We start from the raw sequence: 25848 nt of genomic DNA, 5'->3' as shown, positions 1-25848 counted from the left end.
GCGGCGACCGCGGCGAGGATCAGGACGAGGGCGTAGGCGGCTTGCCCGTGGTCAGGCGACGGTGTCGCCGCCGACCAGCAACCCGACCGGGTTGGTGGTGACGTAGGTCGTCGTACCGGCCCAGGCCGTCCCGAGCCGCAGCGCACCCCACACGATGGCGGCGATCACGATGACGATGCCGACCAGGACCGCCACGGCGCCGTTGGGGCCGGCCAGTGGATGGTTGGGGTCGCGTTCGCGCTGGACCATGGCTAGGAGACCTCCTCGAGCGCTCCTCCAGCAGCCCGGCCACGAACCGCGTCCCCGAGGACCTGATCGGGGACGACGGCCAGGTCGGCGTCGCGCCAGCGCTTGTTGGTGTCGTTGAGGGCGTGCTCGACCGGGGTGAGGTCGACGTGGATCGGGATGCCGGTACGGCCGCCGACCTTGATCAGGAAGTTCCCGAGCCCGGGCGGGGTGGGGTCTTCGTCTTCGGACGACCACGCTGGCGGGTCCTGCCAGCCGGTGATCATCTCGACCTCGGAGTCGGTGACGCGCACGGCCTCGGACAGCAGGCTCATCTCGGCGCGGGGCAGGCCCCCGCAGATGACCATGCCGGCGCGTTCGACGAACCCGCGGGCCTTCATCCGGTCTTCCTCGGTCGGCAGCGCGAGCAGGTCGGACATGGTGTGCGACACCATCACCTGCCCGACACCGCGCCGCCGGTTCAGCCGGGTGAGGGCGTCGATCCGGTCGACGATGCCGCGCCCGGACCGCAACGCGCGCCACAGCTCGTCGAGGACGACGAAGTAGTTGCGCCGTGGTTCCAGGCCGGCGTCGGCCAGCACCTGGGCGACGTTAACGGTCGCGAACCCGGTCGACCAGCACGCCAGCAGCGCGGCCGCCTGCAGGTCGAACTGTCCTTCGTCGATATCGGACAGGTCGAACGCGACCGGCCGGTCGCGTTGCATCGGCTGCGTGGTCAGCTCGGAGGAGATCTTCCCGAACCGCGCTGTCGGTCGGCGGCGTAGTGCGGCGAGAGCCGGTGGTTTGGTACGTCCGTTCTGTTCCGTCACTGTTCCGTGAGAGGGCGGCAAACGATGGCCAAGATCGGGAGATCTTGGGCATCGACCTTGGGCGGCTCGAGGGTGAGTCGCCCAAGGTCGTGGGTTACTTGGTGGCTGCCAGTAGGTCGGCTTTGTGCAGGTTGAGCCAGGTTTCGAATGACTCCAGCGCCGGGTTCAGTTCGCGGACCTTGTCGAGGTCGCGGTCGCCGGTGAACTCATTGTGGTTCTCGGCGTAGAACTGAAACATGTTGGCCATCTCGACGGCCATCGGGAAGGGGTATTCGCGGTACTCGTCGAGGGTCGGGGAGTGGTAGGTGACCTTTTCGCCTAGGGCTTTGGTGAGGGCGGCGGCGTACTCGTGGCCGGTTAGGTGGTCGCCTGCCACGCTGATGGTTTGGCCGATGAGGTCGGGGCGCTTGAGGATGGCGAAGGCGCTGCGGCCGATGTCGTCGGTGGCGATACCGGACAGGCGCTGGTCGCCCATCGGGAGCGTGATCGTCAGCGTGCCGTCGGCGTTGCGCGTCGGCGGCATGGCGGTGACGAACGCGTCGAAGTAGAACGTGGTCCGCAGGAACGTCGTCGGTACGCCGTACTTCGTGAACAGCTCGTCGGCCTCGCCCTTCGCGTCGAAGTGCGGGACCTTGTAGCGCCCGTCGTCCAGGCTCGGTACGTCGTCGCGCTCGCCGAAGAACAGGCGGGTGTCCTCGAGCGTCGACCAGATCAGATGTTGTACGCCGGCGTCGCGGGCGGCCCGCGCCGCGATCTCGGCCTGCTCGAGCTCCATCTCGGCGCGTGTCCGGGCCGCCTCCTCGTCCGCGGTCAGGGGCGCCCAGTAGTTCGTCACCACGAACGCGCCGTACGCGCCGTCGAACGCGGCCCGGATGCTCGCCTCGTCGTCGAGATCGGCGGCGACCACCTCGGCGCCCGCGACGGCGAGGTCCTTCGCCGCGCCGGAGTCCGGGTTCCGGGTCAGCGCGCGGACGGTGAACTCGCCGGACGGGTCGGCCAGGATCGCGCGGACCAGCGCGCCGCCCTGGGCTCCGGTGGCTCCGACAACGGCGATCAGCTTGCTCATATCCGTTCACTCCCAAGAGTTAGGTTGATGTGTCAACTCAACTGATCGTAGCGCGATTGGTTGATGTGTCAACCCGAGCGGGTAGGATGGTTCTCGTGAGCAAGGGACCGTGGCTCGACGACGACGAGCAGAAGGCGTGGCGCAGCTATCTGTTGATGAACCGCACGCTGGAGACGCACCTGGAACGGCACCTCCAGCGGGACTTCGGCCTGTCCAAGTCGGACTTCGAGATCCTGGTCAATCTGTCCGAATCGGAGTCCGGGCGGATGCGCGCGTTCGAGCTCGGCCGGGCGACGCAGTGGGAGAAGAGCCGGCTGTCCCATCACCTGACCCGGATGGAGAAACGCGGCCTGATCCGCAAGGAGGCCTGCGACTCGCGGTACCCGGAGATCGTGATTACCGAGGAGGGCCTGGCCGCGATCAAGGACTGCGCGCCGGTGCATGCCGCGCGGGTGCGGGAGTTCTTCGTCGACGTGTTCGGCCCCGACCGGCTCGCCGTGCTCGGTGAGGTCGCCGACGAGATCGTCGGCACGATCGGCAAGCACTGCGAGACCGACTGCCCGCTGGAGGCACGCTCCTGAGAACTGCTCTCAGAGAGCTTTCAGGAGAACTTGACGGTGGCTTGATCTTCTCTTGGAGTGCGGCTGACGGGCCTCGAACGAGGCTTACGGCATGGTCACCACAGACGAATCCCAGCCCAACCGCCGGCGCTGGCTGCACCGCGCGTCCGCGGCCGCGATAGCCACTGCCGTCCTCGGTGTCGGCGCGACCGGGATCTCGGTCGCGGTCGTGTCGTCGAAACACTCGGACAGCACCGGCACCGGTACGACCTCGACGTCCAGCAGCTCCGACTCCTCCTCCAGCTCGAGCTCCAGCTCGAGCTCGGACGACAGCAGCAGCAGCTCGAGCGGCGTCGGATCGGCCGACTCCGGCTCCACCTCGCAGGGCGGGAGCAACGGGTCATGACCGCCTCCCGCACGTGGAACGCGTGGAGTTGTACGGTCCGGCTGACCGTCGACGACCCCGTCGTACTGGGGGCGGCGTGCGGTGAGCTCAAGGCGTTGATGGACCGCGTCGACAAGGCCGCGAGCCGGTTCCGCCCGGACTCCGAGCTGTCGGTCGCCAACACCCGCGCCGGCGCCCTCGTACCGGTGTCCCGTCTGCTCGTCGATCTGGTCGACGTCAGCCTGGTCGCGGCCCAGATGAGTGGCGGGGCGGTCGACCCGACTGTCGGCCCGGCGGTGATCGCGGCCGGGTACGACGCCGACATCGAAGCGGTACGGCGGCGCTTCCCGCAGGCACCCGAGGACCCGACGCAGATCGCCGGCTGGCAGGAGGTCCGCCTCAACCGGAAGCTAGCGCTGCTAGGGGTACCGAAGGACTGCGCTCTCGACCTCGGCGCGACCGCCAAGGCCTGGACCGCGGACCGGGCGGCCAACGTGATCAGCAAGCGCTACGGCTGCGCGGTCCTGGTCGAGATCGGCGGCGACCTGCGGGCAGCGGGTACGCCGAAGAAGCCGTGGGTCATCACCGTCGCCGAGCGCGCCGGTGACGAAGGTGTCCTCGTGACGCTCGCGCACGGCGGTCTGACCACATCGACGCGGACCGTACGGCGTTGGCAGACGCCGACCGGCTATGGCCACCACGTCATCGACCCGCGGACGGGTCGTCCCGCGGAGGGTCTGTACCGGACCGCGTCCGTCTGGGCGCCGACCGCCGTACGGGCGAACACCTTCAGTACGGCGCTCATCGCGACTGGTGAGGCAGCTGTCGGACGGCTGAAGCTGTCCGGTCACCCGGCACGGCTGATTGCCGACGATGGTGAGGTCACCGAGCTGTGCGGGTGGCCGACGGCGAGCAGGGCCGCCTGATGACCCTCTGGTACCTGGCCCGTGCGGCCGGCGTGGTCACGATGGTCATGTTCACGCTGTCGGCCGTGCTCGGAATGGTCATGCCCGGCGTACGTCGACCGGAGCGGCGGTTCTGGCTCCAGTACGTGCACCGCTCGGCCGCTGTGACCGGACTGGTCTTGCTGGCGACCCATGTGGTCGCAGTGATCGCCGACAGCTACGTGGACATCAGTCCGACCGTTCTGGTGTGGCCCTTCGGCTCCGGCTACCGGCCGTTCGCCATGGTCGTCGGTGCGCTTGCTCTCTACAGCCTGGTACTGGCGTCCCTCGTCGGAGCAGCCCGTGGTCGATTGGCCGCATCCGCATCGTTCACGAAGCACTGGCGCAAGCTGCACATCGCCGCGTCGGCCGGGTGGCTGCTGTCCATCGGTCACGCACTGCTGGCAGGCACCGACCGCAGTACGCCGTGGATGCTCGGCATCACACTCGGCTGCCTGGCCGCAGTCGCCACCGCAGGTGCCTACCGCCTCAATGCAAGCCCCGCGAGAGTCTGGAGAACCCAATGATCACGCTCGACGACACCAGGGTGATCGGTGAGGCCAGAGTGCTGGCCGGACTCGACCAGGACCTTCAGCAACACCTTCTGACGCACGGTCCGCTACCCGAGCTCACCCGCGATGACTATATGCAGCTCTGCGAAGTCGTAGGGCTCAGGGGGCGCGGTGGTGCGGCGTTTCCGGTTGCACTGAAGCTGCAGGACCTCCCAGCTCGCGGTGTGGAAGCTGTGGTGGTCAACGGCTCCGAGAGCGAGCCCGTCAGCCGGAAGGACCGTCTGCTCCTCACCCGGGCACCACACCTCGTTCTGGACGGCGCAGTCGGTCTCGCGCACGCACTAGGCGCTCCGCACGTGCTGATCGCCGTACACGACGCCGCCGCGGCCACCTCCCTCCGACAGGCGCTGATGGAGCGTGATGACCAGCTGGCGATCGAGGTGCGTGAAACCCCGGGCCGGTTCGTCGCAGGTGAGGCCCGTGCGGTGCTGAGCGCGCTCGAAGGCGGTAGAGCTGTCCCACCGGGTCGGCGAAAGCTGCCGACGCGGAAGGGCTATCACCAGCGCCCGACGTTCCTGTCGAATGTGGAGACCTTCGCCCAGCTCGCCGTACTCGCGCGACTCGGGTCCCGCGGGTTCAGCAGCACCGGTCTGATCAGCGAACCGGGTACACAACTGCTGACTATCGACGGCGCGGTCCAACGGCCCGGCGTGATCGAGACGCCGACAGGTGTCCCACTGGACACAGTCCTGCGGTACGCCGGTGCAGAGCCGGGCCCTGTCCTACTGGGTGGGTACCACGGCCGCTGGCTGCCGCAGACCGACGGCGTGACGCTGCAGCGACCAGAGGTGTCCGCCGGGATCATCCTGGCGCTCGGCTCCAGTACCTGTCCGCTCGGTGAGGTCACCAGGGTTGCCGAGTGGCTGAAGAGTCAATCAGCCGGTCAATGCGGGCCGTGCGTCTTCGGCCTCGCGTCACTCGTCGACGACTTCGCCAGGCTGACCATCGGCGACCCGCAGGGGTGGCACGACGCCTATCGGCATCTCGGTCTGGTCCCGGGGCGGGGAGCCTGCGCGCACCCGGACGGGGTTGCGAGGTTCCTCACATCGGCGCTCGAGGTGTTCGACGACGACGTACAGCTGCACCTGTCTGGTCAGGGGTGTGGGCGACCGGTCCTGGGAGTTCTTGGAGGTACCCGATGAACAAGCTGGAGATCGACTGGACGCGGTGCGACGGGCACGGCTTGTGTGCCGGTCTGATGCCTGACGACGTCCTCCTCGACGAGTGGGGATTCCCGGTTCTCCGGGGCCGCGAAATCACCGCCGGTGAGCTCCCGGACGCACGCCGCGCAGTCCTCGCCTGTCCGGCCCTTGCACTCCGTCTCAACAATCGATGACAGGCCCGTCCCGAGACCACACCAGTGACAAAGGTGGACTAATCTCTGAGTGACCGCACAATGTCGTGTGGTCCGGCGCGAGCGACGCCGAAGTCACGTGTGGAGACGGTGGGGAATGCAGAGCAAGCTGGACGTCCAGAAGGCGGATGTGCTCGCCAAGGCGGTGGCCGCGGGGACACATAGTCACGACAAGTCGGCCGACCCGGGCAAGCTGAAGACGTTCCTCGAGCAGTACTACCGGCACGTCGCCGCCGAGGACGTCGCCGAGCGTCAGCCGAACGACTGCCTGGGCGCCGCGCGGCACCACTACAAGTCCGCGATGTCCCGCCCGCAGGGGACGGCGAAGGTGCACGTCTTCACGCCGACGCTCGAGGAGCACGGCTGGGCCGCGAGCGGCCGGACCGTGGTCGAGATCGTCATCGACGACATGCCGTTCCTGGTGGACAGCGCCTCGATGGCGATCACCGAACGCAACCTCGAGCTCCAGCTCCTGATCCACCCGCAGTTCGTGGTCCGCCGCGACGTCGCCGGCACACTGCAGGAGGTCCTCGACGACAGCGCGACCGCGGACGGGCACGACCTGGTCCGCGAGAGCTGGATGCACCTGGAGATCGAGCGGATCGCGGACGTCGCCGAGCACCGCGCGCTCGAGCGGGACCTGCAGAAGGTGCTGAACGACGTCCGCGAGTCGGTCGAGGACTGGCCGAAGATGCACGAGAAGGCGGTCAGCATCGCCGCCGGCCTGAAGGCCGCCGACCTGCCGGTCTCCGAGAGCGAGGTGGAGGAGGCCCGCGAGCTCCTGGAGTGGCTGGCCGACGAGCACTTCACCTTCCTGGGCTACCGCGAGTACGACTTCACCATGGAGGGCGAGCAGGGCATCCTGCGTGGCAGCCCCGGGACCGGGCTGGGCATCCTCCGGCCGGACCCGAAGCCGGGTTCCGGCAAGCTGCCGCCGGAGGTGAGCGCCAAGGCGCAGGAGCGGAAGCTGCTGATCCTCACCAAGGCGAACTCCCGCTCCACGGTGCACAGGTCGACGTTCCTGGACTACGTCGGCATCAAGCAGTTCGACGAGAGCGGTAACCCGGTCCGCGAGTGCCGGTTCATCGGTCTGCTGTCGTCGACGGCGTACACCGAGAGCGTCATGCAGGTGCCGGTGCTGCGACGCAAGGCGCTGGAGCTGTTCCGTCTGACCGGCTTCGACCCGAACAGCCACAGCGGTAAGGGTCTGCTCGACGTACTGGAGACCTACCCGCGCGACGAGCTGCTGCAGGCACCTGTGGAGGACCTGCTGCCGATCGTGCAGTCGGTGCTGCACCTGCAGGAGCGGCGCGCGGTCAAGCTGTTCGTACGGCGTGACGTCTACAACCGGTACCTGTCCTGCCTGGTGTACCTGCCGCGCGACCGCTACACCACTGCGGTCCGGCTGAAGATGCAGCAGATCCTCAAGGACGCGATCGGCGCCGAGACCGTCACGTACGCCGCCTACGTCACCGAGTCCGTGCTGGCCCGCGTGCACTTCGTGGTGCGGATGAAGCAGGGCGAGACGGTCGGCGAGTACGACGCGGATCTGCTGGAGCAGCAGGTCATCGAGGCGACCCGGGCGTGGCAGGACGACTTCACCGCGGCGCTGCACGCGAAGGGCGGCGACGGTGCGGTCACCAAGCTGGCGCGCCGGTACGCCAACGCGTTCCCGGAGGCGTACAAGGAGGACTTCGACGCGCGCGTCGCGGTCAACGACGTACACGTCCTGGAGGGGCTGCCGTCCGACAACGGGCTGGCCATGTCGCTCTACACCCCGCTCGACGAGGAGTGGGAGGGCGAACGGCGCTTCAAGGTGTTCCGCACCGGGTCGTCGCTGTCCCTGTCGCAGGTGCTGCCGCACCTGAGTGCGATGGGCGTCGAGGTCGTCGACGAACGCCCGTACGAGATCCGCTGCGACGACGGGACGATGGCCTACATCTACGACTTCGGCCTGCGGGCGCCGGAGGACACCGAGGAGCGCGAGGAACTGCGCACCCTGTTCTCTGACACGTTCCAGGCGGTCTGGGAGGGCCGGGCCGAGTCCGACAAGCTGAACGCACTTGTCCTGCGCGGCAGCCTCAGTTGGCGGCAGGTGTCGATTCTGCGCGCGTACCAGCGCTACATCCGCCAGGGCGGTACGCCGTTCAGCCAGGACTACATCGAGAACACCTTCCTGCACCATGTGGACGTCGCGGGCCTGCTGGTGCAGCTGTTCGAGACCAGCTTCGACCCGGCGCGCGGACCGGCCGACGACCCGGACCGGACGATGCGCACGGACCAGCTGGAGAAGGAGATCCTGGCCGCGCTGGACACGGTGCAGAGCCTGGACGAGGACCGCATCCTGCGCTCGTACCTGACCGTCATGAAGGCGACACTGCGGACCAACTACTTCCAGCCGGGCGCCGACGGGAAGCCGCGGACGTACATCTCGCTGAAGCTCGAGCCGAAGGCGATCCCGGAGCTGCCGCAGCCGCGGCCGAAGTACGAGATCTTCGTGTACTCGCCGCGGGTCGAAGGTGTGCACCTGCGGTTCGGCGCGGTCGCGCGCGGCGGTCTGCGCTGGTCGGACCGGCGGGAGGACTTCCGCACCGAGGTGCTCGGCCTGGTGAAGGCGCAGATGGTGAAGAACTCGGTGATCGTGCCGGTCGGCGCGAAGGGCGGGTTCTACGCCAAGCAGCTGCCCGACCCGGCCGCGGATCGGGACGCCTGGCTGGCCGAAGGCATCGCGTCGTACAAGACCTTTATCTCCGGGCTGCTGGACATCACCGACAACATCGTTGCCGGTGACATCGTTCCGCCTGCTCAGGTGGTTCGCTACGACGGCGACGACGCCTACCTGGTCGTTGCCGCGGACAAGGGTACGGCGACGTTCTCGGACATCGCGAACGGCGTCGCCAAGGAGTACGGGTTCTGGCTCGGTGACGCGTTCGCGTCCGGCGGCTCGGTCGGGTACGACCACAAGGCGATGGGCATCACCGCCCGCGGCGCGTGGGAGTCGGTCAAGCGGCACTTCCGCGAGATGGGCCACGACTGCCAGAGCGAGGACTTCACGGTCGTCGGCGTCGGCGACATGTCCGGTGACGTGTTCGGCAACGGGATGCTGCTGTCCGAGCACATCCGGCTGGTCGCGGCGTTCGACCACCGGCACATCTTCCTCGACCCGACGCCCGACGCGGCGTCGTCGTTCGCGGAACGGCGGCGGCTGTTCGAGCTGCCGCGGTCGTCGTGGGCGGACTACGACGCGTCGCTGATCTCGACCGGCGGCGGGGTGTTCCCGCGGACCGACAAGGCGATCCCGATCTCCGCCGAGGTCCGTGCGGCGCTCGGGATCGAGAGTACTGCTGGGGCGAGTTCTGGCACCCTGACGCCGGCCGAGTTGATGAACGCGATCCTGAAGGCGCCCGTCGACCTGTTCTGGAACGGCGGTATCGGCACGTACGTGAAGTCGTCCGGCGAGTCGAACGGGGACGTCGGCGACAAGGCGAACGACGCGATCCGGATCAACGGGTCCGAACTGCGCGCCCGCGCGGTCGGCGAGGGCGGCAACCTCGGCTTCACCCAGCTCGGCCGGATCGAGTACGCCGCGGCCGGCGGCCGGATCAACACCGACTTCATCGACAACGTGGCCGGTGTGGACACCTCCGACCACGAGGTGAACATCAAGATCCTGCTGGACACGGTCGTCGCGGACGGCGACCTGACCGAGAAGCAGCGCAACGACATCATCGCGTCGATGACCGACGAGGTCGGGGCGCTGGTGCTGAAGAGCAACTACCGGCAGAACATCGCCCTCGCGAACGCGTCCGAGCAGGCGCCGGCGCTGATGCACGTCCACCAGGACTGGGTCCGGCGGCTCGAGAAGCAAGGGCTGCTGGACCGGCAGCTGGAGTTCCTGCCGAGCGTCACCGAGTTCAAGAAGCGCAAGGCCGAGGGCAAGGGCCTGACCTCGCCGGAGCTGTCGGTGCTGATCGCCTACACCAAGATCGTGCTCGACGCGGAGCTGCTGAAGACGTCGCTGCCGGACGACCCGTTCCTGAAACACAAGCTGACCAGCTACTTCCCGAAGGCGATCCGCGAGCGGTTCGCCGACCAGATCCAGAACCACCAGCTGCGCCGCGAGATCATCACCACCCAGGTGGTGAACGAGTTCATCAACACCTCCGGTATCACGGCGTACCACCGGCTCTCGCTGGAGACCGGCGGGTCGGTCGAGGACGTCGTCCGCGGCAACCTCGCGGCGTCCCGGATCTTCGCGCAGCCCGAACTGCTGTCCCGCAACTCCGAGCTCGACAACGTGGTCGACGCCGGGACGCAGACGCACATGCGGCTGGAGACCCGGACGCTGGTCGAGCGGGCCACCCGTTGGCTGGTCAGCAACCGGCGGCCCCCGGTCGACATCGAGGAGCTGATCGAGTTCTTCGGCCCGGGGATCGCGAAGCTGACGGCGGCGTTGCCCGACGTACTGCGTGGTCGTGAGCTGGCGCTGTTCGAGCAGCGGCGCGAAGCCCTGGTACAGAAGGGTGTTGCGGACGACTTCGCGACCCGGATCGCGGTGCTGCCGCCGGCGTACGCCGGGCTCGGGATCGTCGAGACCGCGTCGCGCGAGGACATCGACATCCTCGAGGTCGCCAAAGTCCACTTCGCCCTCGGCGAGCGCCTGCAGCTGGGCCGCTTCCTCGAGCGGATCATCGGCCTGCCGCGCACCGACCGCTGGCAGACCATGGCGCGCGCCGCCCTGCGCGACGACCTGCACGCCGTGCACGCCCGCCTCACCCGCCAGGTCCTCGCCACGACCGACCCGTCGGCCGATCCCGAGGACCGCGTCATCACCTGGCAGGACCAGAACGCCACGGCACTGGCCCGAGCCGCCACCATGCTGGAGGAAATCGTCGAGACCGAAGGCCCCGAACTGGCCCACCTGTCCGTTGGCCTGCGCCTGGTCCGGACTCTGATCGCCAATCAGGCCTAGCGTTCGGACACCACGACGTCGACGGAGTACTGGTCGGCTCGGTAGCAGTGGCTGCCGTACTCGACCGGTGTTCCGTCGGCGGCGTAGGCGGAGCGGGTCATGGTGATGAGCGGCTCCGCCTTCGACATGTGCAAGGTACGGCGTTCGTCGGCGGTCGCGTTGCGGGCGCCGATCCGCTGCCGCGCGACCGTCGGCCGGATACCGCGAGCCCGGAGTACGGCGTACAGGCCGTCGCTCGTGAGCTCGTCCAACGTGAGGTCGTTGAGGGCCGGCGGCAGCCAGTTGCGCATGATCGCGAGCGGCAGGTCGTCGGCGTACCGGAGGCGGACGATCGCGACCAGGGGGGTGCCGGGCGGGACCTCGAGTACGGCGGCGGCGCGGTCGTCCTGCGCCGCGCAGTCCAGTGCGAGCACCTCGGTCCGCGGCGTCCGGCCCTCGCGGGCGAGGTCGTCGTACAGGCTGGTCAGTTCGGCCTTGCGGTGCACCATCTGGTTCGCGACCGTGGTGCCGATGCCGCGGCGGCGGACCAGCAGGCCCTGGTTGACCAGCTCGGAGATCGCCCGCCGGACCGTCGGGCGGGACAGGTTCAGCCGGTCGGACATGCCGATCTCGTTCTCGAACGGGTCGCCCGGACGCAGCCGGCCGTCCGTGATGGCGGCAGTCAGCTGCTCGGCCAGCTGGTGGTACAGCGGCACCGGGCTGCTCCGATCGAGCTGGATCGGCAGGGCAGCGTTCATGGGGCGGATGTTACCCGCTTATGTCCGTACGTGAGAATGTGTTAACAAAGTATTGACACCCCCGGCACGGGCCCGGAAAGCTGACGAGCAACCAGCGCGCCGCAGAGGCTGTGGCGCGCCCGTTCTTCGAGAGAGGCAGCGCGGATGCGGATCGGGTTGGTCGGGGTCGGGCGGATCGGGGCGTTCCACGCCGCGACGCTGAAGGAGTTGCCGGCGGTGGATCAGGTGGTCGTCGCCGACGCGGACCCCGCCCGGGCCCAGGCGGTCGCGAAGGAGTTGGGCGTCGCGTCGGTCCCCGACGTACCGGCACTGCTCGCGTCCGGCCTGGACGGTTTCGTCATCGCGGCGGCGACGTCCGCGCACGCCTCGTTGATCGAGGCGGGACTCGCGGCCGGCGTACCGACGTTCTGTGAGAAGCCGGTCGCGCTCGACCTGGCGGAGACCGAGCGGGTACTGGCGTTGGTGGAGGCGGCGACCGTCCCGGTACACATCGGTTTCCAGCGCCGGTTCGACGCCGGGTACCAGGCGGCGCGGGCGGCCGTGGAGTCGGGTGAGCTCGGGTTCGTGCACCACATCCGGGCGAACACCAACGACGCCTTCCCGCCGCACCGCGAGTACATCCCGCAGAGCGGCGGATTCTTCCGCGACTGCACGGTGCACGACTTCGACATCATCCGCTACGTCACCGGCCGCGAGGTCGTCAGCGTCTACGCCACCGGAGCGAACCGCGGCGAGACCTTCTTCGGCGAGTACGGCGACGTGGACTCGGCGGCCGCGCTGCTCACGCTCGACGACGGCACGTTCGTCGCGGTCAGCGGGACGCGGTACAACGGCGCCGGCCACGACGTACGTATGGAGCTGCACGGCAGCCTCGGCTCGATCGCGGTCGGCCTGGACTCGCACACCGCGCTGCGCTCGGCCGAGCCGGGCGTCAGCTTCCCGGAGGGGCCACCGCATATGACGTTCATGGATCGGTTCCAGCCCGCGTACGTCGCTGAACTGACCGCTTTCACCGAGGTCGTCGCCGGGACCCGCGAGGTGCCGTGCACGGTCCGGGACGCGCTCGCGGCGTTCCGGATCGCCGACGCCTGCGAACTGTCCCGCCACGAGAACCGCATCGTCACGCTCTGAAGGGTTTGAGATGACTGAACTTGCTGCCCGGATCGCCGGTGCTCCGATCTCGTGGGGCGTGTCCGAGGTGCCGGACTGGGGTTGGCAGTACGACGCCGCGACGGTGCTCGCCGAGATGCGCGCGGTCGGGCTGGCGGCGACCGAGTTCGGTCCCGACGGGTTCCTGCCGGACGAACCGGGCGACAAGGCGAAAACCCTGGCGGACGTCGGCCTTCGCGCCGTCGGCGGATTCGTTCCTGTCGTGCTGCATGATCCCTCGCACGATCCGGCGGCCGAGGTCGCGGTGGCTTTGGAGAGCTTCGTCGCGGCCGGCGCCGGGACCCTGGTCCTCGCCGCAGCGACCGGCCAGGACGGGTACGACGACCGACCGGCGCTGGACTCCGCCGGCTGGAGCACCTTGCTCGCCAACCTGGACAAGCTGGCCGAGCTGGCGGCTTCCCGGGGCGTGCTGGCGACCGTCCACCCGCATGTCGGCACCATGGTCGAGAACGCCGACGACGTCGAGCGGGTGCTTCAGGGCTCTTCGATCGGGTTGACCCTCGACACCGGTCACCTGCTGATCGGCGGGGTCGATCCGGTGGCGCTGGCGGTCGAGCACACGTCTCGCATCCGCCACACGCACCTGAAGGATGTCGACGCCGCGTGGGCCGCACGGGTGCAGTCCGGTGAGGTCGGCTACACGGACGCCGTACGCTCCGGGATGTACCGGCCGCTGGGCTTGGGCGACATCGACATCGCGACAATCGTCAGCACGCTGGAGAAGTCCGGGTACGACGGGTGGTACGTCCTCGAACAAGACACGATCCTGCAGGCGCGCCCGGTCGACGACGGGCCCGTGGCCGACGTACGGGCGAGTATCGCGCACCTGCAGTCGATCGCGGCGGGGCTCGCATGACCGCCTCCGGGACCCGTGGGGATGGGATGGTCTGATGGTGGACGACGTACTGACGATCGGGCGCATCGGGGTCGACCTGTACCCGCTGCAGATCGGGACGCATCTGGAGGATGTCACCTCGTTCGGCAAGTTCCTCGGTGGGAGCGCGACGAACGTAGCGGTGGCGGCGGCGCGGCACGGGCGCAAGTCGGCGGTGATCAGCCGGACCGGGAACGACCCGTTCGGCGTGTTCATCCACCGCACGCTCGGCGAACTCGGGGTCGACGACCGCTTCGTCTCCGGCGTCGACGGCCTGCCGACGCCGATCACCTTCTGCGAGATCTTCCCGCCGGACAGCTTCCCGCTCTACTTCTACCGCTTCCCGAAGGCGCCCGACCTGGTCATCAACCCGTCGGAGCTCGACCTGGACGCGATCCGCGACGCGCGCATCTACTGGTCCACGGTGACCGGCCTGTCCGCCGAGCCGTCGCGGTCCGCGCACTTCGCCGCCTGGGAGGCTCGCGGGCGGCGCGGCACTGGCGAGGGGATCACGGTGCTCGACCTGGACTACCGGCCGATGTTCTGGGCCGACCCCAGCGAGGCGCACTCGCAGGTGTCGCGGGCGCTCGAGTACTGCACGGTTGCTGTCGGCAACCGTGAGGAGTGCGAGGTGGCCGTCGGCGAGACCGATCCCGACAAGGCCGCGCAGGCGCTCCTCGACCGCGGTCTCGACCTGGCCGTCGTGAAACAGGGTCCCCGCGGCACGCTCGCCCGGACCCGGGACGAACGCGTCGAGGTCCCGCCGTACCCGGTCGACGTCGTCAACGGCCTCGGCGCCGGCGACGGGTTCGGCGGCGCGCTCTGCCACGGGCTCCTGTCCGGCTGGCCGCTCGAGAAGATCATCCGGTTCGCGAACACCGCCGGCGCGATCGTCGCCTCCCGCCTCGAATGCTCCACCGCCATGCCCACGACCGAAGAAGTCCTCTCCCACCTGGGAGCCGAAGCATGACCCCCCACGACGAAGACCAGTACTCCGAACACGCCCGCCCCATCCCCATCCAGCACCCCCACGAAGACCCCGACCCGACCACCCTCACTCCCGGACCCAACGACCCAACCGTCGTAGCCCGCCGGCCCAACGTGCCGGCTGCGGATCAGACCGACTGGGCCAACGACTCCACCGTCCTCACACCCGGCCCCAACGACCCGACGGTTGTTGTACGTCGGCCAGACGCGCCCGGCCCCGACGACGTGACGGTGATGCTGGACGCCTCCCAGGAGACGCCCGCCGTAACCCCCGACGGCCAAACAACCGTCATCGGAAACCTGAACCTCCCCACACCCCAGCAGGCGACGGGCGAGCAGGCCGTGGGCAGGGCGGAGGCTTCACCGGGGCATCAGGTGAGCGGTCAAACGGTCCGTGGAGAGCAGCGTGCGACTCTGCCAGCAGCTCCGGCACAGGCCGCCGACGCAGGCAACGAATCGCCCGTCGCCGAGGCCCCATCAAGCAGTACGCCGAGCTCAACCGAGCAGGCACCCACCATCGCAGACCAACCACAAACGACCACACCATCAGCGAGCCAGACCACACCACCAGCCAGCGAGCACACACCGGAGCAGGCTGTTGAGGTTGCTACCGGAGCCGGTGCAGCATTTGGTGTTGAGGTGGAAGCCGCCGGTGCTGGTGCGGCTGGCGTGGTGCGGGTGGGGTTGGTTCGGGGGGAGGGGTGGGCGGGGATTGCGGAGCGGTTGGGGGAGTTGACTGAGGTTCGGGTTCGGCATCCGGAGCGGGTGGCTGAGGGGTGGTTGCAGCGGCGTACTCGGGCGTTGGTGGGGGATGACGGGCGGCTGTTGATCGTGGCTGCTGATCACCCGGCGCGTGGTGCGTTGGGGGTGCGGGGCGATCGGATGGCGATGGGGAGCCGGGCCGATCTGATTGCTCGGTTGATGATCGCGTTGCAGCGGCCGGGGGTGGACGGCGTACTGGCCACCCCGGACGTGTTGGAGGACCTGCTGCTGCTCGGTGCGCTGGAAGGCAAGGTCGTCATCGGCTCGATGAACCGAGGCGGGCTGCAGGGCTCGGCGTTCGAGTTGGACGACCGCTTCACGGCGTACCGGACGGCTGACGAGATCGCCGCGCGGCGGCTCGACGGCGGGAAGATGCTGACACGCATCGACCTCGACGACCCCGGCACAGTGACGACGTTGGAAAGCAGCGCCGCGGCGGTGACCGGGTTGGCCGAGCACAAGCTGATGGCAATGGTCGAGCCGTTCTGGTCGACACGCGGCGAGGACGGGCGGGTCGCGAACCTGCTCGATCCCGACTCGGTGATCAAGTCGATCCAGATCGCGTCCGGTCTCGGCGCGACGAGTGCGTACACGTGGCTCAAGCTGCCGGTCGTGGACGAGCTCGATCGGGTGATGGAGGCAACGACGCTGCCGACACTGCTGCTCGGCGGCGATCCGACCGCGGAGCCGGAAGCGACCTACGCCTCGTGGGGCAAGGCGCTCGAGCTGCCCTCGGTCCGCGGACTGGTGGTCGGGCGGGCGCTGCTGTTCCCACCCGACGGCGACGTGGCAGCGGCTGTCGACCGCGCCGCGGCCCTCGTCCACGGCGACACCGCATGATCCGGACCGCTGAGGTTCTGAGGAAGGACAGTTGGGATGACTGAATGGGTTCGGCCGGCCGGGACCGCGGCGAGCGATGGGTTCGAGCTCGCGGTGCGGCCGGATGAGGCGGAGTGGCATCACACTGGCTTGCTGGTTCGGACCTTGCTTCCTGGTCAGTCGGTGGAGATCGACACCGGGGACTGTGAGTACATCGTCCTTCCGCTGAGTGGGTCGGCCGAGGTGATCGTCGACGGTGAAGCGGTCCCGCTCGGCGGACGGGCGGATGTGTTCGCAGGTCCGACCGATCTGGCCTACGTGCCCCGGAACTCGACCTTCGCGGTGGTCAGCGCCGGTGGCGCGCGGATCGCGTTCCCGCACGCCAAGGCCGCGACGGACCATCCATTCCGGCGGATCGGCGCCGACGAGGTCGAGACCGAGCTCCGTGGCGCCGGCGTCGCGTCCCGTCAGGTCCGCAACTTCGGTACGCCGGGAGTTCTCGAGGCGGACTCGATCATCGCGTGCGAGGTCATCACGCCGGCCGGCAACTGGTCGTCCTACCCGCCGCACAAGCACGACGAGCACAAGCCGGGGAAGGAGAGCGAGCTCGAGGAGATCTACTACTTCGAGCTGCAGCTGTCCGACGACGTCCCGGAAGGTGTCAAGGGCAACGATCCGATCGGTTACCAGCGGGTCTACGGAACAGAGGACCGCCCGATCGACGTACTGGCCGAGGTCCGTAGCGGTGACGTAGTGCTGGTCCCGCACGGCTGGCACGGCCCGGCGATGGCACCGCCCGGCTACGACATGTACTACCTCAATGTGATGGCCGGACCCGGCACCGAGCGCCAATGGCTGATCACTGACGACCCGCAGCACGCCTGGGTTCGGGAACTGTGGAACTCCCAACATCTCGATCCGCGCCTACCTTTCGGACAAACAGGAGAAGAGTCATGACGGTGCGTCTCACGGTCGCGCAGGCCTTGGTGCGATTCCTGAGCGTCCAGTACTCGGAGCGTGACGGTCTTCGGCAGCGGCTGATCGCCGGGTCACTGGGCATCTTCGGCCACGGCAACGTGGCCGGGCTCGGCCAGGCGCTGCTGCAGTCCGAACTCGAGGACCCGAAGGCGTTGCCGTACATCCTGGCCCGCAACGAGCAGGCCATGGTGCACACCGCGGCGGCCTTCGCGCGTACCCGTGATCGGCTCCAGACCTACGCCTGCACGGCAAGCGTGGGACCGGGCTCGACCAACATGGTGACCGGTGCGGCCCTGGCGACGATCAACCGGTTGCCGGTGCTGATCCTCCCTTCGGATGTGTTCGCGACCCGGGTGGCGACACCCGTGCTGCAGGAGCTGGAGAGCTTCGGCGCCGGTGACGTGTCCGTCAACGACGCCTTCCGCCCGGTGTCGAAGTACTTCGACCGCGTCTGGCGTCCCGAACAGTTGCCCTCGGCACTGATGAACGCGATGCGCGTGCTGACCGATCCGGTCGAGACCGGCGCGGTGACGCTGGCCCTGCCGCAGGACGTCCAGGCCGAGGCGTACGACTGGCCGGAGGAGCTCTTCGTCGAGCGCACCTGGTACGTCGCACGCCCCTTGCCGGAGGCATCAATTGTCGACAAGGCGGCAGATCTCCTACGGTCCGCGCAGCGACCGCTGATCGTCGCCGGCGGCGGTGTGCACTACTCGGGAGCAGAGGAAGCGCTGCGCGAGTTCGCCGAGCGAACCGGCGTACCGGTGTCGGAAACCCAAGCAGGTAAGGGATCTCTGGCCTACGATCACCCGCAGGCGGTGGGCGCGGTCGGGTCGACCGGGACCACGGCAGCCAACGCGCTGGCCCGGGATGCGGACCTGGTGATCGGGATCGGCACCCGCTACAGCGACTTCACGACGGCGTCGCGGACCGCGTTCCAGAATCCGCAGGTCCGGTTCCTGAACATCAACGTGGCGCGTTTCGACAGTGGTAAGCATGCCGGCCTCCCGGTGGTGGCCGATGCGCGGGAAGCCCTTGTTTCGTTGGGATCTGCGCTCGGCGATTGGTCCGTGGACGACAAGTACACCGCGGAGGCCCAGGAACTCACCAGGAACTGGAACGGAACTGTTGACGCAGTTTTCCGGCCCTCCGCCGAGGTGACGGCGAAACTGGCCGAAGGACTGCTCACCCAGGGCGAGGTGATCGGCGCCGTCAACGAATTGTCGGCGGCGTCTGATGTGGTTGTCTGCGCAGCCGGCTCGATGCCGGGTGACCTCCACAAACTGTGGCGGCCGCGCGACCCGAAGGGATACCACGTCGAATATGGCTTCTCCTGCATGGGATACGAGATCGCCGGCGGACTCGGCGTCCGGCTCGGCGCACCGGATCGCGACGTGTTCGTCATGGTCGGCGACGGGTCGTACCTGATGATGTCCAGCGAGCTGGCCACCGCGGTCCAGGAGAATCTCAAGATCATCGTGGTCCTGGTGCAGAACCACGGCTTCGCGTCGATCGGCGCGCTCTCGGAGTCCCTCGGTTCCCAGCGGTTCGGGACGGCGTACCGCAAGCGCACCGGCGACGGCCGGCTCGACGGCGACTATCTGCCGATCGATCTCGCGGCGAACGTGCGCAGTTTCGGTGTCGACGTGATCGACGTCCACAGCCGCCCCGAGCTGGAGAAGGCGATCCAGACCGCGAAGGCGGCCACCGGGCCGATCGCGATCCATGTCACGACCGACCCGTTGGTCGGCGGGCCGGACAGCGACGCCTGGTGGGACGTCCCGGTCAGCGAGGTGTCGGAGCTGCAGTCCACACAGGCCGCGGCGGCGACGTACGAGGAGAGCAAGAAGGCCCAGCGTCCGTACCTGACTCCGGCGGAAGGGGATCGCTGATGGGAAGAGTCGACATCGGTACGGCGCCGGACTCGTGGGGAGTCTGGTTCGCCGACGACCCGCAGCAGACGCCATGGACGCGGTTCCTCGACGAGGCGGCCGCGGCCGGGTACACGCGGATCGAGCTCGGTCCGTACGGCTACCTTCCGACCGACCCGGTGAGGTTGAAGGACGAGCTCGACCAGCGCGGTCTGACGATGACCGCCGGTACGACGTTCGAGCAGCTGCATCGCCCCGACGGGTGGGAGGCGACGTGGCGCGACGTCGTCAAGACAGCCGAGCTGACGGCCGCGATGGGCGCGAAGCACCTGGTCGTGATGCCGTCGATGTGGCGCGGTGACAACGGCGAGGTCGTCGAGGAGCGGCTGGACCACGAGGGTCAGGCGCGGCACGGGCAGGCGGTGACCGAGCTGGGTCGCCGGCTGGCAGAGGAGTTCGGGCTGCTGACGCAGTACCACCCGCACGCGGATGGACATGTCGACACGCAGGACACCGTCGAGCGCTTCCTCGAGGAGACCGACAGCGCCTCTGTGAACCTGTGCCTCGACACCGGCCACATCAGCTACTGCGGCGGCGACAACCTGGAGCTGATCCGCAAGTACCCGGACCGGATCGGCTACGTCCACCTCAAGCAGGTCGATCCGAAGATCCTCGCGGAGGTCGACGCCGAGGGCCTGAGCGTCGACGAAGCCGTACGGCGGGGCGTGATGTGCGAGCCGCCCAACGGCGTACCCGAACTGCCTCCGGTTCTTGACGCGCTGGCCGCGCTCGACGCCGACGTGTTCGCGATCGTCGAGCAGGACATGTACCCGTGTGCGCCCGACGTACCGCTGCCGATCGCGGCGCGGACATTGGCGTATCTCACTGCTTCTGGGGGTGCTACATCGAGATGACGGCCACGGGAGTGTGAAACTCTCGGGTCCCACGCAGTCCGCGGAGTGCCGCGGAACACCTGAAAGGCTGGTAGCAAGTCATGGTTCGGTGGCAGAAGAAGGCGGGGGCCGCGGTCGCGGCCGGCGTGCTCGCGGTGGCTCTGGCCGCGTGCAGCTCCTCCGGCGGCAAGCAGAAGGAGGAGAGCTCCAGCGGGAGCGGCGGCAACGTCGCCGACACCCCGCGGATGAAGGTTGCCATGATCACCCACTCGGGCCCGAGCGACACCTTCTGGGACATCGTCCGGCGCGGCGCCGAGGCGGCCGCGAAGAAGGACAACATCGAGCTGCAGTACTCCGCCGACCCGGACGGCGCCGCCCAGGCGAACCTCGTGCAGACCGCGATCGACTCCAAGGTCGGCGGCATCGCGGTCACGCTGAACAAGCCGGACGCGGTGATCCCCAACGTCAAGAAGGCGATCGCGGCCGGGATCCCGGTGACGATCCTCAACGGCGGGCTCGACCAGTGGAAGACCACCGGCGCGCTCGGGTACTTCGGTCAGGACGAGCGGATCGCCGGCCAGGCGACCGGCGAGAAGCTCAAGCAACTCGGCGCGAAGAAGGTCATCTGCGTCATCCACGAGCAGGGCAACGTGAGCCTGGAGGCGCGCTGCCAAGGCATCAAGGATAAGTTCGGCAACGTCGAGAACGTCAACGTCAACGGCACGGACCAGCCGGGGACGCAGGCGACACTCACCTCCAAGCTGCAGCAGGACAAGAACGCCGACTACGTGGTCGCGCTGAACGCGGGGATCGCGCTGACCGCGGTGCAGGCGGCCAAGGACGCCGGGTCGTCGGCGAAGGTCGGCAGCTTCGACATGAGCAAGGAGATGGCGAAAGCGGTCAAGGACGGGACGGTGCAGTTCGCCGTCGATCAGCAGCCGTACCTGCAGGGATACCTGGCGATCGACGCGATCTGGCTGTACCGGACCAACGGCGACACCATCGGCGGCGGCGAGGCGACCCTGACGGGACCGGCGTTCATCGACAAGTCGAACATCGCGGCGGTCCAGAAGTACGCCGAAGCCGGGACGCGCTGAGGTAGCGCCATGGCATCGACCATCACCTCACCCGTCTCGGCGGACGACCGCGTCTCCGCCCGGTCCCTCGGCGCCCGGTTGCTCAGCCGGCCGGAGATCGGATCGCTCGTCGGCGCGGCCGTCATCCTGGTCTTCTTCCTGATCGCGGCGCCACCGTTCCGCAACATCAACAACACCGGCACGATCCTGTACCAGGCAGCCCTGATCGGTGTGATGGCGGTGCCGGTGTCGCTGCTGATGATCGGCGGCGAGTTCGACCTCTCGGCCGGGGTCGCGGTGACGACGTCCGGCCTGACCGCGGGCATCTTCGCCTACCAGTTCAGCTTGAACGTCTGGGTCGGCCTGGTCGTCGCCCTGGCGCTCTCGCTGGCGATCGGAGCGTTCAACGGCTGGCTCTTGATGCGGACCGGCCTGCCCAGTTTCCTGGTGACGCTGGGCACTTTCTTCATCCTCCAGGGTTTGAACATCGCCGTCACCCGACTCACCTCCGGCGCGGTCGCGTCGAACTCGATCAGCGACATGGACGGTTTCGGCGCGGCGAAGGCGGTGTTCGCGTCGGAGTTCAAGCTCGGCGGTATGACGATCAAGATCATCATCGTCTGGTGGATCGTGTTCGTCGCGATCGCCGCCTGGGTGCTGCTGAAGACACAGATCGGCAACTGGATCTTTGCGGCCGGCGGTGACGCGGCGGCCGCGCGGGCGGTCGGCGTACCGGTGAAGAAGGTCAAGATCGGGCTGTTCATGGCAGTCGGCTTCTTTGCCTGGTTCACCGGTATGTTCCTGCTGTTCGTGCAGAACGGCGTGGTGCAATCGGGCGAGGGGGTCGGCAAGGAGTTCCTTTACATCATCGCTGCGGTTGTCGGCGGCTGCCTGCTCACGGGCGGCTACGGCTCGGTCGTCGGTGCGGCCGTGGGTGCGCTGATCTTCGGGATGGTTCAGGTCGGCGTCGTCTACGCGCACTGGAACCCGGACTGGTTCAAGGCATTCTTGGGAGCGATGTTGCTTCTCGCAACGATCGTCAACCTTGTCGTCAGGAACAAGGCGGAGGCACGATGACCACCACGAAGTCGTTCGCGGAGGAGGCGGCGGCGAGCCCGAACGGGCCGATCGTGATGCTCGAGGACATCGGCAAGAGCTACGGCAACATCCAGGCGCTGCGCGGGGTGTCGCTGTCGGTCCGGCAGGGTGAGATCACCTGCGTGCTCGGTGACAACGGCGCGGGCAAGTCGACACTGATCAAGATCATCGCCGGCCTGCACGACTACACGTCCGGCCGGATGTCGGTGAACGGCGAGGAGCGGCACTTCGCCTCGCCGCGCGAGTCGCTCGACAGGGGCATCGCGACCGTCTACCAGGACCTCGCGCTGGCGCCGCTGATGTCGGTCTGGCGGAACTTCTTCCTCGGTAACGAGATCACCAAGGGACCGTTCCGGCAGCTGGACGCGACCAGGATGAAGCGGATCGCGCAGGAGGAGCTGACCAAGATGGGGATCTCGATCCCCAATCTCGAGCAGCCGGTCGGCAAGCTGTCGGGCGGTCAGCGGCAGTGTGTGGCGATCGCGCGGGCGATCCACTTCGGCGCCAAGGTGCTGATCCTCGACGAGCCGACGGCGGCGCTCGGCGTGAACCAGTCGGGCGTGGTGCTGAAGTACGTCGTGAAGGCGCGGGACGCGGGGATCGGGGTCATCTTCATCACCCACAACCCGCACCACGCGTACCTGGTCGGCAACCATTTCGTCGTGCTGAAGCTCGGCCGGGTGGCGCTCGACACGCACCGGTCGGAGATCACGCTGGAGGAGCTGACGACCGAGATGGCCGGCGGGTCCGAGTTGGAAGCGCTGTCCCACGAGCTGAGGGAGATCAATCCCGAGGTGGTCGTGGATGATGTGCAGAAGGGGCAGGAGGGGACATGACCGATCTGCGGGTCGGGATCGTCGGCGTCGGAGTGATGGGCGCCGACCACGCCGAACGCGTTGTGCGGAGGACGGCGGGTGCACGCCTGGTCGCCGTCTCCGATGCAGATCAGGTCCGGGCCGAGGAGCTCGCCGGCCGCCTGTCGGAGAGGTCAACAGGCGGCGGGTCCGCCAGTACGGCGAGACACTCGGGCGGTACGGCGTACGTGGAGACTGTTCGCGTGGTCGAGGATCCGATGGATCTGATCGCGGCCGACGACGTCGACGCGGTGATCCTGGCCTCGCCGGGGTTCGCGCACGCGGAGCAGCTGTTCGCCTGCCTGGAGCACGGTAAGCCGGTGCTCTGCGAGAAGCCGCTGACGATGGACGCGGCGTCGGCGTTGCGGGTGGTCGAAGCCGAACACAAGCTCGGACGGCAGCTGATCCAGGTCGGGTTCATGCGGCGGTTCGACCCGGAGTACGCCGCTTTGAAGCAACTGCTCGACTCGGGCGACCTCGGACGGACGCTGCTGCTGCACAACGTGCACCGGAACAAGTCGGCCCCGCCGACGTTCCGGAGCGAGATGATCGTCCGGGACTCGATGGTGCACGAGGTCGACGTCGCCCGGTGGCTGTTCGGCGAGGAGATCACCCGGATCACCGTGCACACCCCGACGCCGACGAGTCTCGTCGGGGACGGCGTACTCGATCCGCAGCTGGCCGTGTTCGAGCTGGCGAACGGGGCGATGGCCGACGTCGAGGTGTTCGTGAACTTCCAGGTCGGGTACGAGGTCCGCTGTGAGGCGGTGGCCGAGCGCGGGAGCGCGACCATCGGCCTCGGGTCGGGCGTCTTCACCCGGGCCGGCGGGCAGTGGGGCGGCACGATGCCGGCCGACTTCCGGATCCGGTTCGAGCAGGCGTACGACATCGAGGTGCAGCGCTGGGTCGACGCCACCGTGCGCGGTGAGATCGACGGGCCGAGCGCCTGGGACGGCTACGCGGCGGCCGCCGTCTGCGAGGCAGGCCTCGAGTCGCTCAGCTCTGGTAGACCGGTCGACGTCACCCTGGCCGACCGCAGCAAGGTCCTCGGATGAAACACCTTCAGCAATCCGGCAGTGAGGAAACATCGTGAGTACTGACAGCAAGCGCATCACCCACCTCGTCGGCGGCAGCTCGTGGACCGGCGTGGCCGAGCGGACCAGCAAGGTCTACAACCCGGCGACCGGTCAGGTCACGGGCGAGCTGGACCTGGCGTCGGCGGCCACGGTCGACGAGGTCGTCAAGGTCGCTCACGAGGCGTCGAAGACCTGGGCGCAGACCTCGCTGACGAAGCGCGCGCAGGTCCTGTTCGCGTACCGCGAGCTGGTGAACCGCGACAAGGACCGGATCGCGCAGCTGATCACCGCCGAGCACGGCAAGGTGCTGTCCGACGCGCTCGGCGAGGTGACCCGCGGCCTCGAGGTGATCGAGTTCGCCTGCGGCATCCCGCACCTGCTCAAGGGCGGGTTCAGCGAGGGCGTCTCGACCAAGGTCGACGTGTACTCGATCCGACAGCCGCTCGGCGTCAGCGCGGTGATCTCGCCGTTCAACTTCCCGGCCATGGTGCCGATGTGGTTCGTTCCGATCGCGGTTGCCTGTGGCAACAGCGTGGTGATCAAGCCGTCCGAGAAGGACCCGTCCGCGGCGAACGCCATGGCCGGGCTATGGAAGGAGGCCGGCCTGCCGGACGGCGTGGTGAACGTCGTGCACGGTGACAAGGAGGCCGTCGACCGGCTGCTCGAGCACCCGGACATCAAATCGGTGTCGTTCGTCGGGTCGACGCCGATCGCTCGCTATGTCTATGAGAACGGCACCAAGAACGGCAAGCGCGTGCAGGCTCTCGGCGGCGCGAAGAACCACATGATCGTGCTGCCGGACGCGGACCTGGACCTCGCCGCGGACGCCGCCGTGAACGCCGGGTTCGGATCGGCCGGTGAGCGCTGCATGGCGATCTCCGCGCTGGTGGCGGTCGAGCCGATCGCGGATGAGCTGATCGGCAAGATCAAGGAGCGGATGGGCAAGCTGAAGACCGGCGACGGGACCCGCGCGTGCGACATGGGTCCGTTGGTGACCGGCGAGCACCGGGACAAGGTCGCCGGGTACGTCGCGGCCGGGGTCGAGGCCGGCGCGGAGCTGGTGGTCGACGGGCGTGCAGGTGACTTCGACGGGGCGGCCGACGGGTTCTGGCTCGGTCCGACGCTGTTCGACAAGGTGACGCCGGAGATGTCGATCTACACCGACGAGATCTTCGGCCCGGTGCTCTCGGTGCTGCGTACGCCGTCGTACGACGAGGCGCTCGAGCTCGTGAACTCCAACCCGTACGGGAACGGGACCGCGATCTTCACCAACGACGGCGGGGCGGCGCGCCGGTTCCAGAACGAGGTGGAGGTCGGGATGGTCGGGATCAACGTGCCGATTCCGGTGCCGATGGCGTACTACTCGTTCGGCGGCTGGAAGAACTCGCTGTTCGGCGACACCCACGCCCACGGGACCGAAGGCGTGCACTTCTTCACCCGCGGCAAGGTCGTCACGTCGCGGTGGCTGGACCCGTCCCACGGCGGGATCAACCTCGGCTTCCCGACCCACGACTGAAAGCTCGGCCGAGGGTGTAGCGTCGAATGTGACCCCCGGGGCAAGAGGAGTACCGCGGCGCAGCAGGGCCTGCCGGCCCGTCCGAAGTCCGCGATCACCTCAGCCCCGGAGCGTCTCATGTCGAAGAACAAAGGCGGGCGTGAAGTCCGCAAGCCGAAGCAACCTAAACAGCCGAAACCCAACCCCAGCGACGGCTCGATCATCCCGCCGACCAAGCAGGGGCGGAAGTAGC

Annotated in this window: 23 protein-coding genes; 18 read left to right on the top strand and 5 right to left on the bottom strand. The window is 68.3% G+C overall.

The window, feature by feature from the left end; genetic code table 11:
- Positions 1-51 precede the first annotated feature (51 nt).
- From ACLJOO_RS28700 to ACLJOO_RS28690, 3 genes are all read right to left on the bottom strand, one after another.
- The gene (locus ACLJOO_RS28700; RefSeq protein ID WP_410790518.1) at positions 52-249 is read right to left on the bottom strand and encodes a hypothetical protein; all 198 of its coding nucleotides are present in this window, start codon (positions 247-249) and stop codon (positions 52-54) included.
- A gap of 2 nt (positions 250-251) precedes the next feature.
- Positions 252-1055: a hypothetical protein gene (locus ACLJOO_RS28695; RefSeq protein ID WP_410790517.1), complete on the bottom strand. Its 804-nt coding sequence runs from the start codon at positions 1053-1055 to the stop codon at positions 252-254.
- 94 nt (positions 1056-1149) lie between these two features.
- Positions 1150-2121 carry an NmrA/HSCARG family protein gene (locus ACLJOO_RS28690; RefSeq protein WP_410790516.1) on the bottom strand — a complete coding sequence of 324 codons (972 nt, stop codon included), beginning with the start codon at positions 2119-2121 and terminating at the stop codon, positions 1150-1152.
- An 86-nt stretch (positions 2122-2207) separates the two neighbouring features.
- Here ACLJOO_RS28690 and ACLJOO_RS28685 point away from each other — a divergent pair, with 86 nt between their 5' ends.
- Positions 2208-2702, top strand: a complete 495-nt coding sequence (locus tag ACLJOO_RS28685) for a MarR family winged helix-turn-helix transcriptional regulator (protein ID WP_410790514.1) — start codon at positions 2208-2210, stop codon at positions 2700-2702.
- An 84-nt stretch (positions 2703-2786) separates the two neighbouring features.
- Here the strand turns inward: ACLJOO_RS28685 and ACLJOO_RS28680 are convergent, their stop codons facing one another.
- Positions 2787-3077, bottom strand: coding sequence for a hypothetical protein (locus tag ACLJOO_RS28680; RefSeq protein ID WP_410790513.1), 291 nt, complete (start codon positions 3075-3077; stop codon positions 2787-2789).
- Between the two features lie 6 nt (positions 3078-3083).
- Here ACLJOO_RS28680 and ACLJOO_RS28675 point away from each other — a divergent pair, with 6 nt between their 5' ends.
- The 5 genes from ACLJOO_RS28675 (at position 3084) to ACLJOO_RS28655 (ending at position 10908) form a co-directional block, all read left to right on the top strand.
- Positions 3084-3992, top strand: a complete 909-nt coding sequence (locus ACLJOO_RS28675; RefSeq protein WP_410790512.1) for an FAD:protein FMN transferase — start codon at positions 3084-3086, stop codon at positions 3990-3992.
- Positions 3965-4537, top strand: coding sequence for a hypothetical protein (locus tag ACLJOO_RS28670; RefSeq protein ID WP_410790511.1), 573 nt, complete (start codon positions 3965-3967; stop codon positions 4535-4537). The genes ACLJOO_RS28675 and ACLJOO_RS28670 overlap by 28 nt, the downstream gene beginning before the upstream one ends.
- Positions 4534-5724, top strand: coding sequence for an NADH-ubiquinone oxidoreductase-F iron-sulfur binding region domain-containing protein (locus tag ACLJOO_RS28665; RefSeq protein WP_410790509.1), 1191 nt, complete (start codon positions 4534-4536; stop codon positions 5722-5724). The genes ACLJOO_RS28670 and ACLJOO_RS28665 overlap by 4 nt, the downstream gene beginning before the upstream one ends.
- Positions 5721-5918 (top strand): ferredoxin, encoded by a 198-nt coding sequence (locus ACLJOO_RS28660; protein WP_410790508.1) that lies wholly within the window; start codon positions 5721-5723, stop codon positions 5916-5918. Before ACLJOO_RS28665 ends, ACLJOO_RS28660 begins: the two co-directional genes overlap by 4 nt.
- Positions 5919-6033: 115 nt before the next feature.
- Positions 6034-10908, top strand: a complete 4875-nt coding sequence (locus ACLJOO_RS28655; RefSeq protein WP_410790507.1) for an NAD-glutamate dehydrogenase — start codon at positions 6034-6036, stop codon at positions 10906-10908.
- On the opposite strand, the gene ACLJOO_RS28650 is transcribed toward ACLJOO_RS28655, so the two are convergent.
- Positions 10905-11645, bottom strand: a complete 741-nt coding sequence (locus ACLJOO_RS28650) for a GntR family transcriptional regulator (protein ID WP_410790506.1) — start codon at positions 11643-11645, stop codon at positions 10905-10907. The genes ACLJOO_RS28655 and ACLJOO_RS28650 overlap by 4 nt on opposite strands.
- Before the next feature lie 144 nt (positions 11646-11789).
- Here ACLJOO_RS28650 and ACLJOO_RS28645 point away from each other — a divergent pair, with 144 nt between their 5' ends.
- From ACLJOO_RS28645 to ACLJOO_RS28590, 12 genes are all read left to right on the top strand, one after another.
- Entirely contained in the window at positions 11790-12776 is a 987-nt protein-coding gene (locus ACLJOO_RS28645; protein WP_410790505.1) for a Gfo/Idh/MocA family oxidoreductase, read from the top strand.
- Positions 12777-12786: 10 nt separating this feature from the next.
- Positions 12787-13671, top strand: coding sequence for a sugar phosphate isomerase/epimerase family protein (locus tag ACLJOO_RS28640; protein ID WP_410790504.1), 885 nt, complete (start codon positions 12787-12789; stop codon positions 13669-13671).
- A gap of 34 nt (positions 13672-13705) precedes the next feature.
- On the top strand, positions 13706-14659 hold the full coding sequence (iolC, locus tag ACLJOO_RS28635) for a 5-dehydro-2-deoxygluconokinase (protein WP_410790503.1): 954 nt from the start codon (positions 13706-13708) through the stop codon (positions 14657-14659).
- A 728-nt stretch (positions 14660-15387) separates the two neighbouring features.
- Positions 15388-16278, top strand: coding sequence for a deoxyribose-phosphate aldolase (locus ACLJOO_RS28630; protein WP_410790934.1), 891 nt, complete (start codon positions 15388-15390; stop codon positions 16276-16278).
- A gap of 36 nt (positions 16279-16314) precedes the next feature.
- Positions 16315-17214 carry a 5-deoxy-glucuronate isomerase gene (gene iolB, locus ACLJOO_RS28625; protein ID WP_410790502.1) on the top strand — a complete coding sequence of 300 codons (900 nt, stop codon included), beginning with the start codon at positions 16315-16317 and terminating at the stop codon, positions 17212-17214.
- Positions 17211-19124: a 3D-(3,5/4)-trihydroxycyclohexane-1,2-dione acylhydrolase (decyclizing) gene (gene iolD / locus ACLJOO_RS28620; RefSeq protein WP_410790501.1), complete on the top strand. Its 1914-nt coding sequence runs from the start codon at positions 17211-17213 to the stop codon at positions 19122-19124. The genes iolB and iolD overlap by 4 nt, the downstream gene beginning before the upstream one ends.
- On the top strand, positions 19124-20017 hold the full coding sequence (locus tag ACLJOO_RS28615) for a TIM barrel protein (RefSeq protein ID WP_410790500.1): 894 nt from the start codon (positions 19124-19126) through the stop codon (positions 20015-20017). Before iolD ends, ACLJOO_RS28615 begins: the two co-directional genes overlap by 1 nt.
- A gap of 80 nt (positions 20018-20097) precedes the next feature.
- Positions 20098-21093 carry a sugar ABC transporter substrate-binding protein gene (locus tag ACLJOO_RS28610; protein WP_410790499.1) on the top strand — a complete coding sequence of 332 codons (996 nt, stop codon included), beginning with the start codon at positions 20098-20100 and terminating at the stop codon, positions 21091-21093.
- Positions 21094-21102: 9 nt separating this feature from the next.
- Positions 21103-22149, top strand: coding sequence for an ABC transporter permease (locus ACLJOO_RS28605; protein WP_410790498.1), 1047 nt, complete (start codon positions 21103-21105; stop codon positions 22147-22149).
- Positions 22146-23006, top strand: coding sequence for an ATP-binding cassette domain-containing protein (locus tag ACLJOO_RS28600; RefSeq protein ID WP_410790497.1), 861 nt, complete (start codon positions 22146-22148; stop codon positions 23004-23006). The genes ACLJOO_RS28605 and ACLJOO_RS28600 overlap by 4 nt, the downstream gene beginning before the upstream one ends.
- On the top strand, positions 23003-24079 hold the full coding sequence (locus tag ACLJOO_RS28595) for a Gfo/Idh/MocA family protein (protein ID WP_410790496.1): 1077 nt from the start codon (positions 23003-23005) through the stop codon (positions 24077-24079). The genes ACLJOO_RS28600 and ACLJOO_RS28595 overlap by 4 nt, the downstream gene beginning before the upstream one ends.
- A gap of 34 nt (positions 24080-24113) precedes the next feature.
- Positions 24114-25616 carry a CoA-acylating methylmalonate-semialdehyde dehydrogenase gene (locus ACLJOO_RS28590; RefSeq protein ID WP_410790495.1) on the top strand — a complete coding sequence of 501 codons (1503 nt, stop codon included), beginning with the start codon at positions 24114-24116 and terminating at the stop codon, positions 25614-25616.
- The last annotated feature ends 232 nt before the right edge of the window (positions 25617-25848 follow it).

This window comes from Kribbella sp. C-35, from assembly GCF_046549195.1.
In the GTDB taxonomy this organism is placed as follows: domain Bacteria; phylum Actinomycetota; class Actinomycetes; order Propionibacteriales; family Kribbellaceae; genus Kribbella.
The sequence above is the reverse complement of the archived record's forward strand: the minus strand, read 5'-3'. Positions and strand labels throughout refer to the sequence as shown.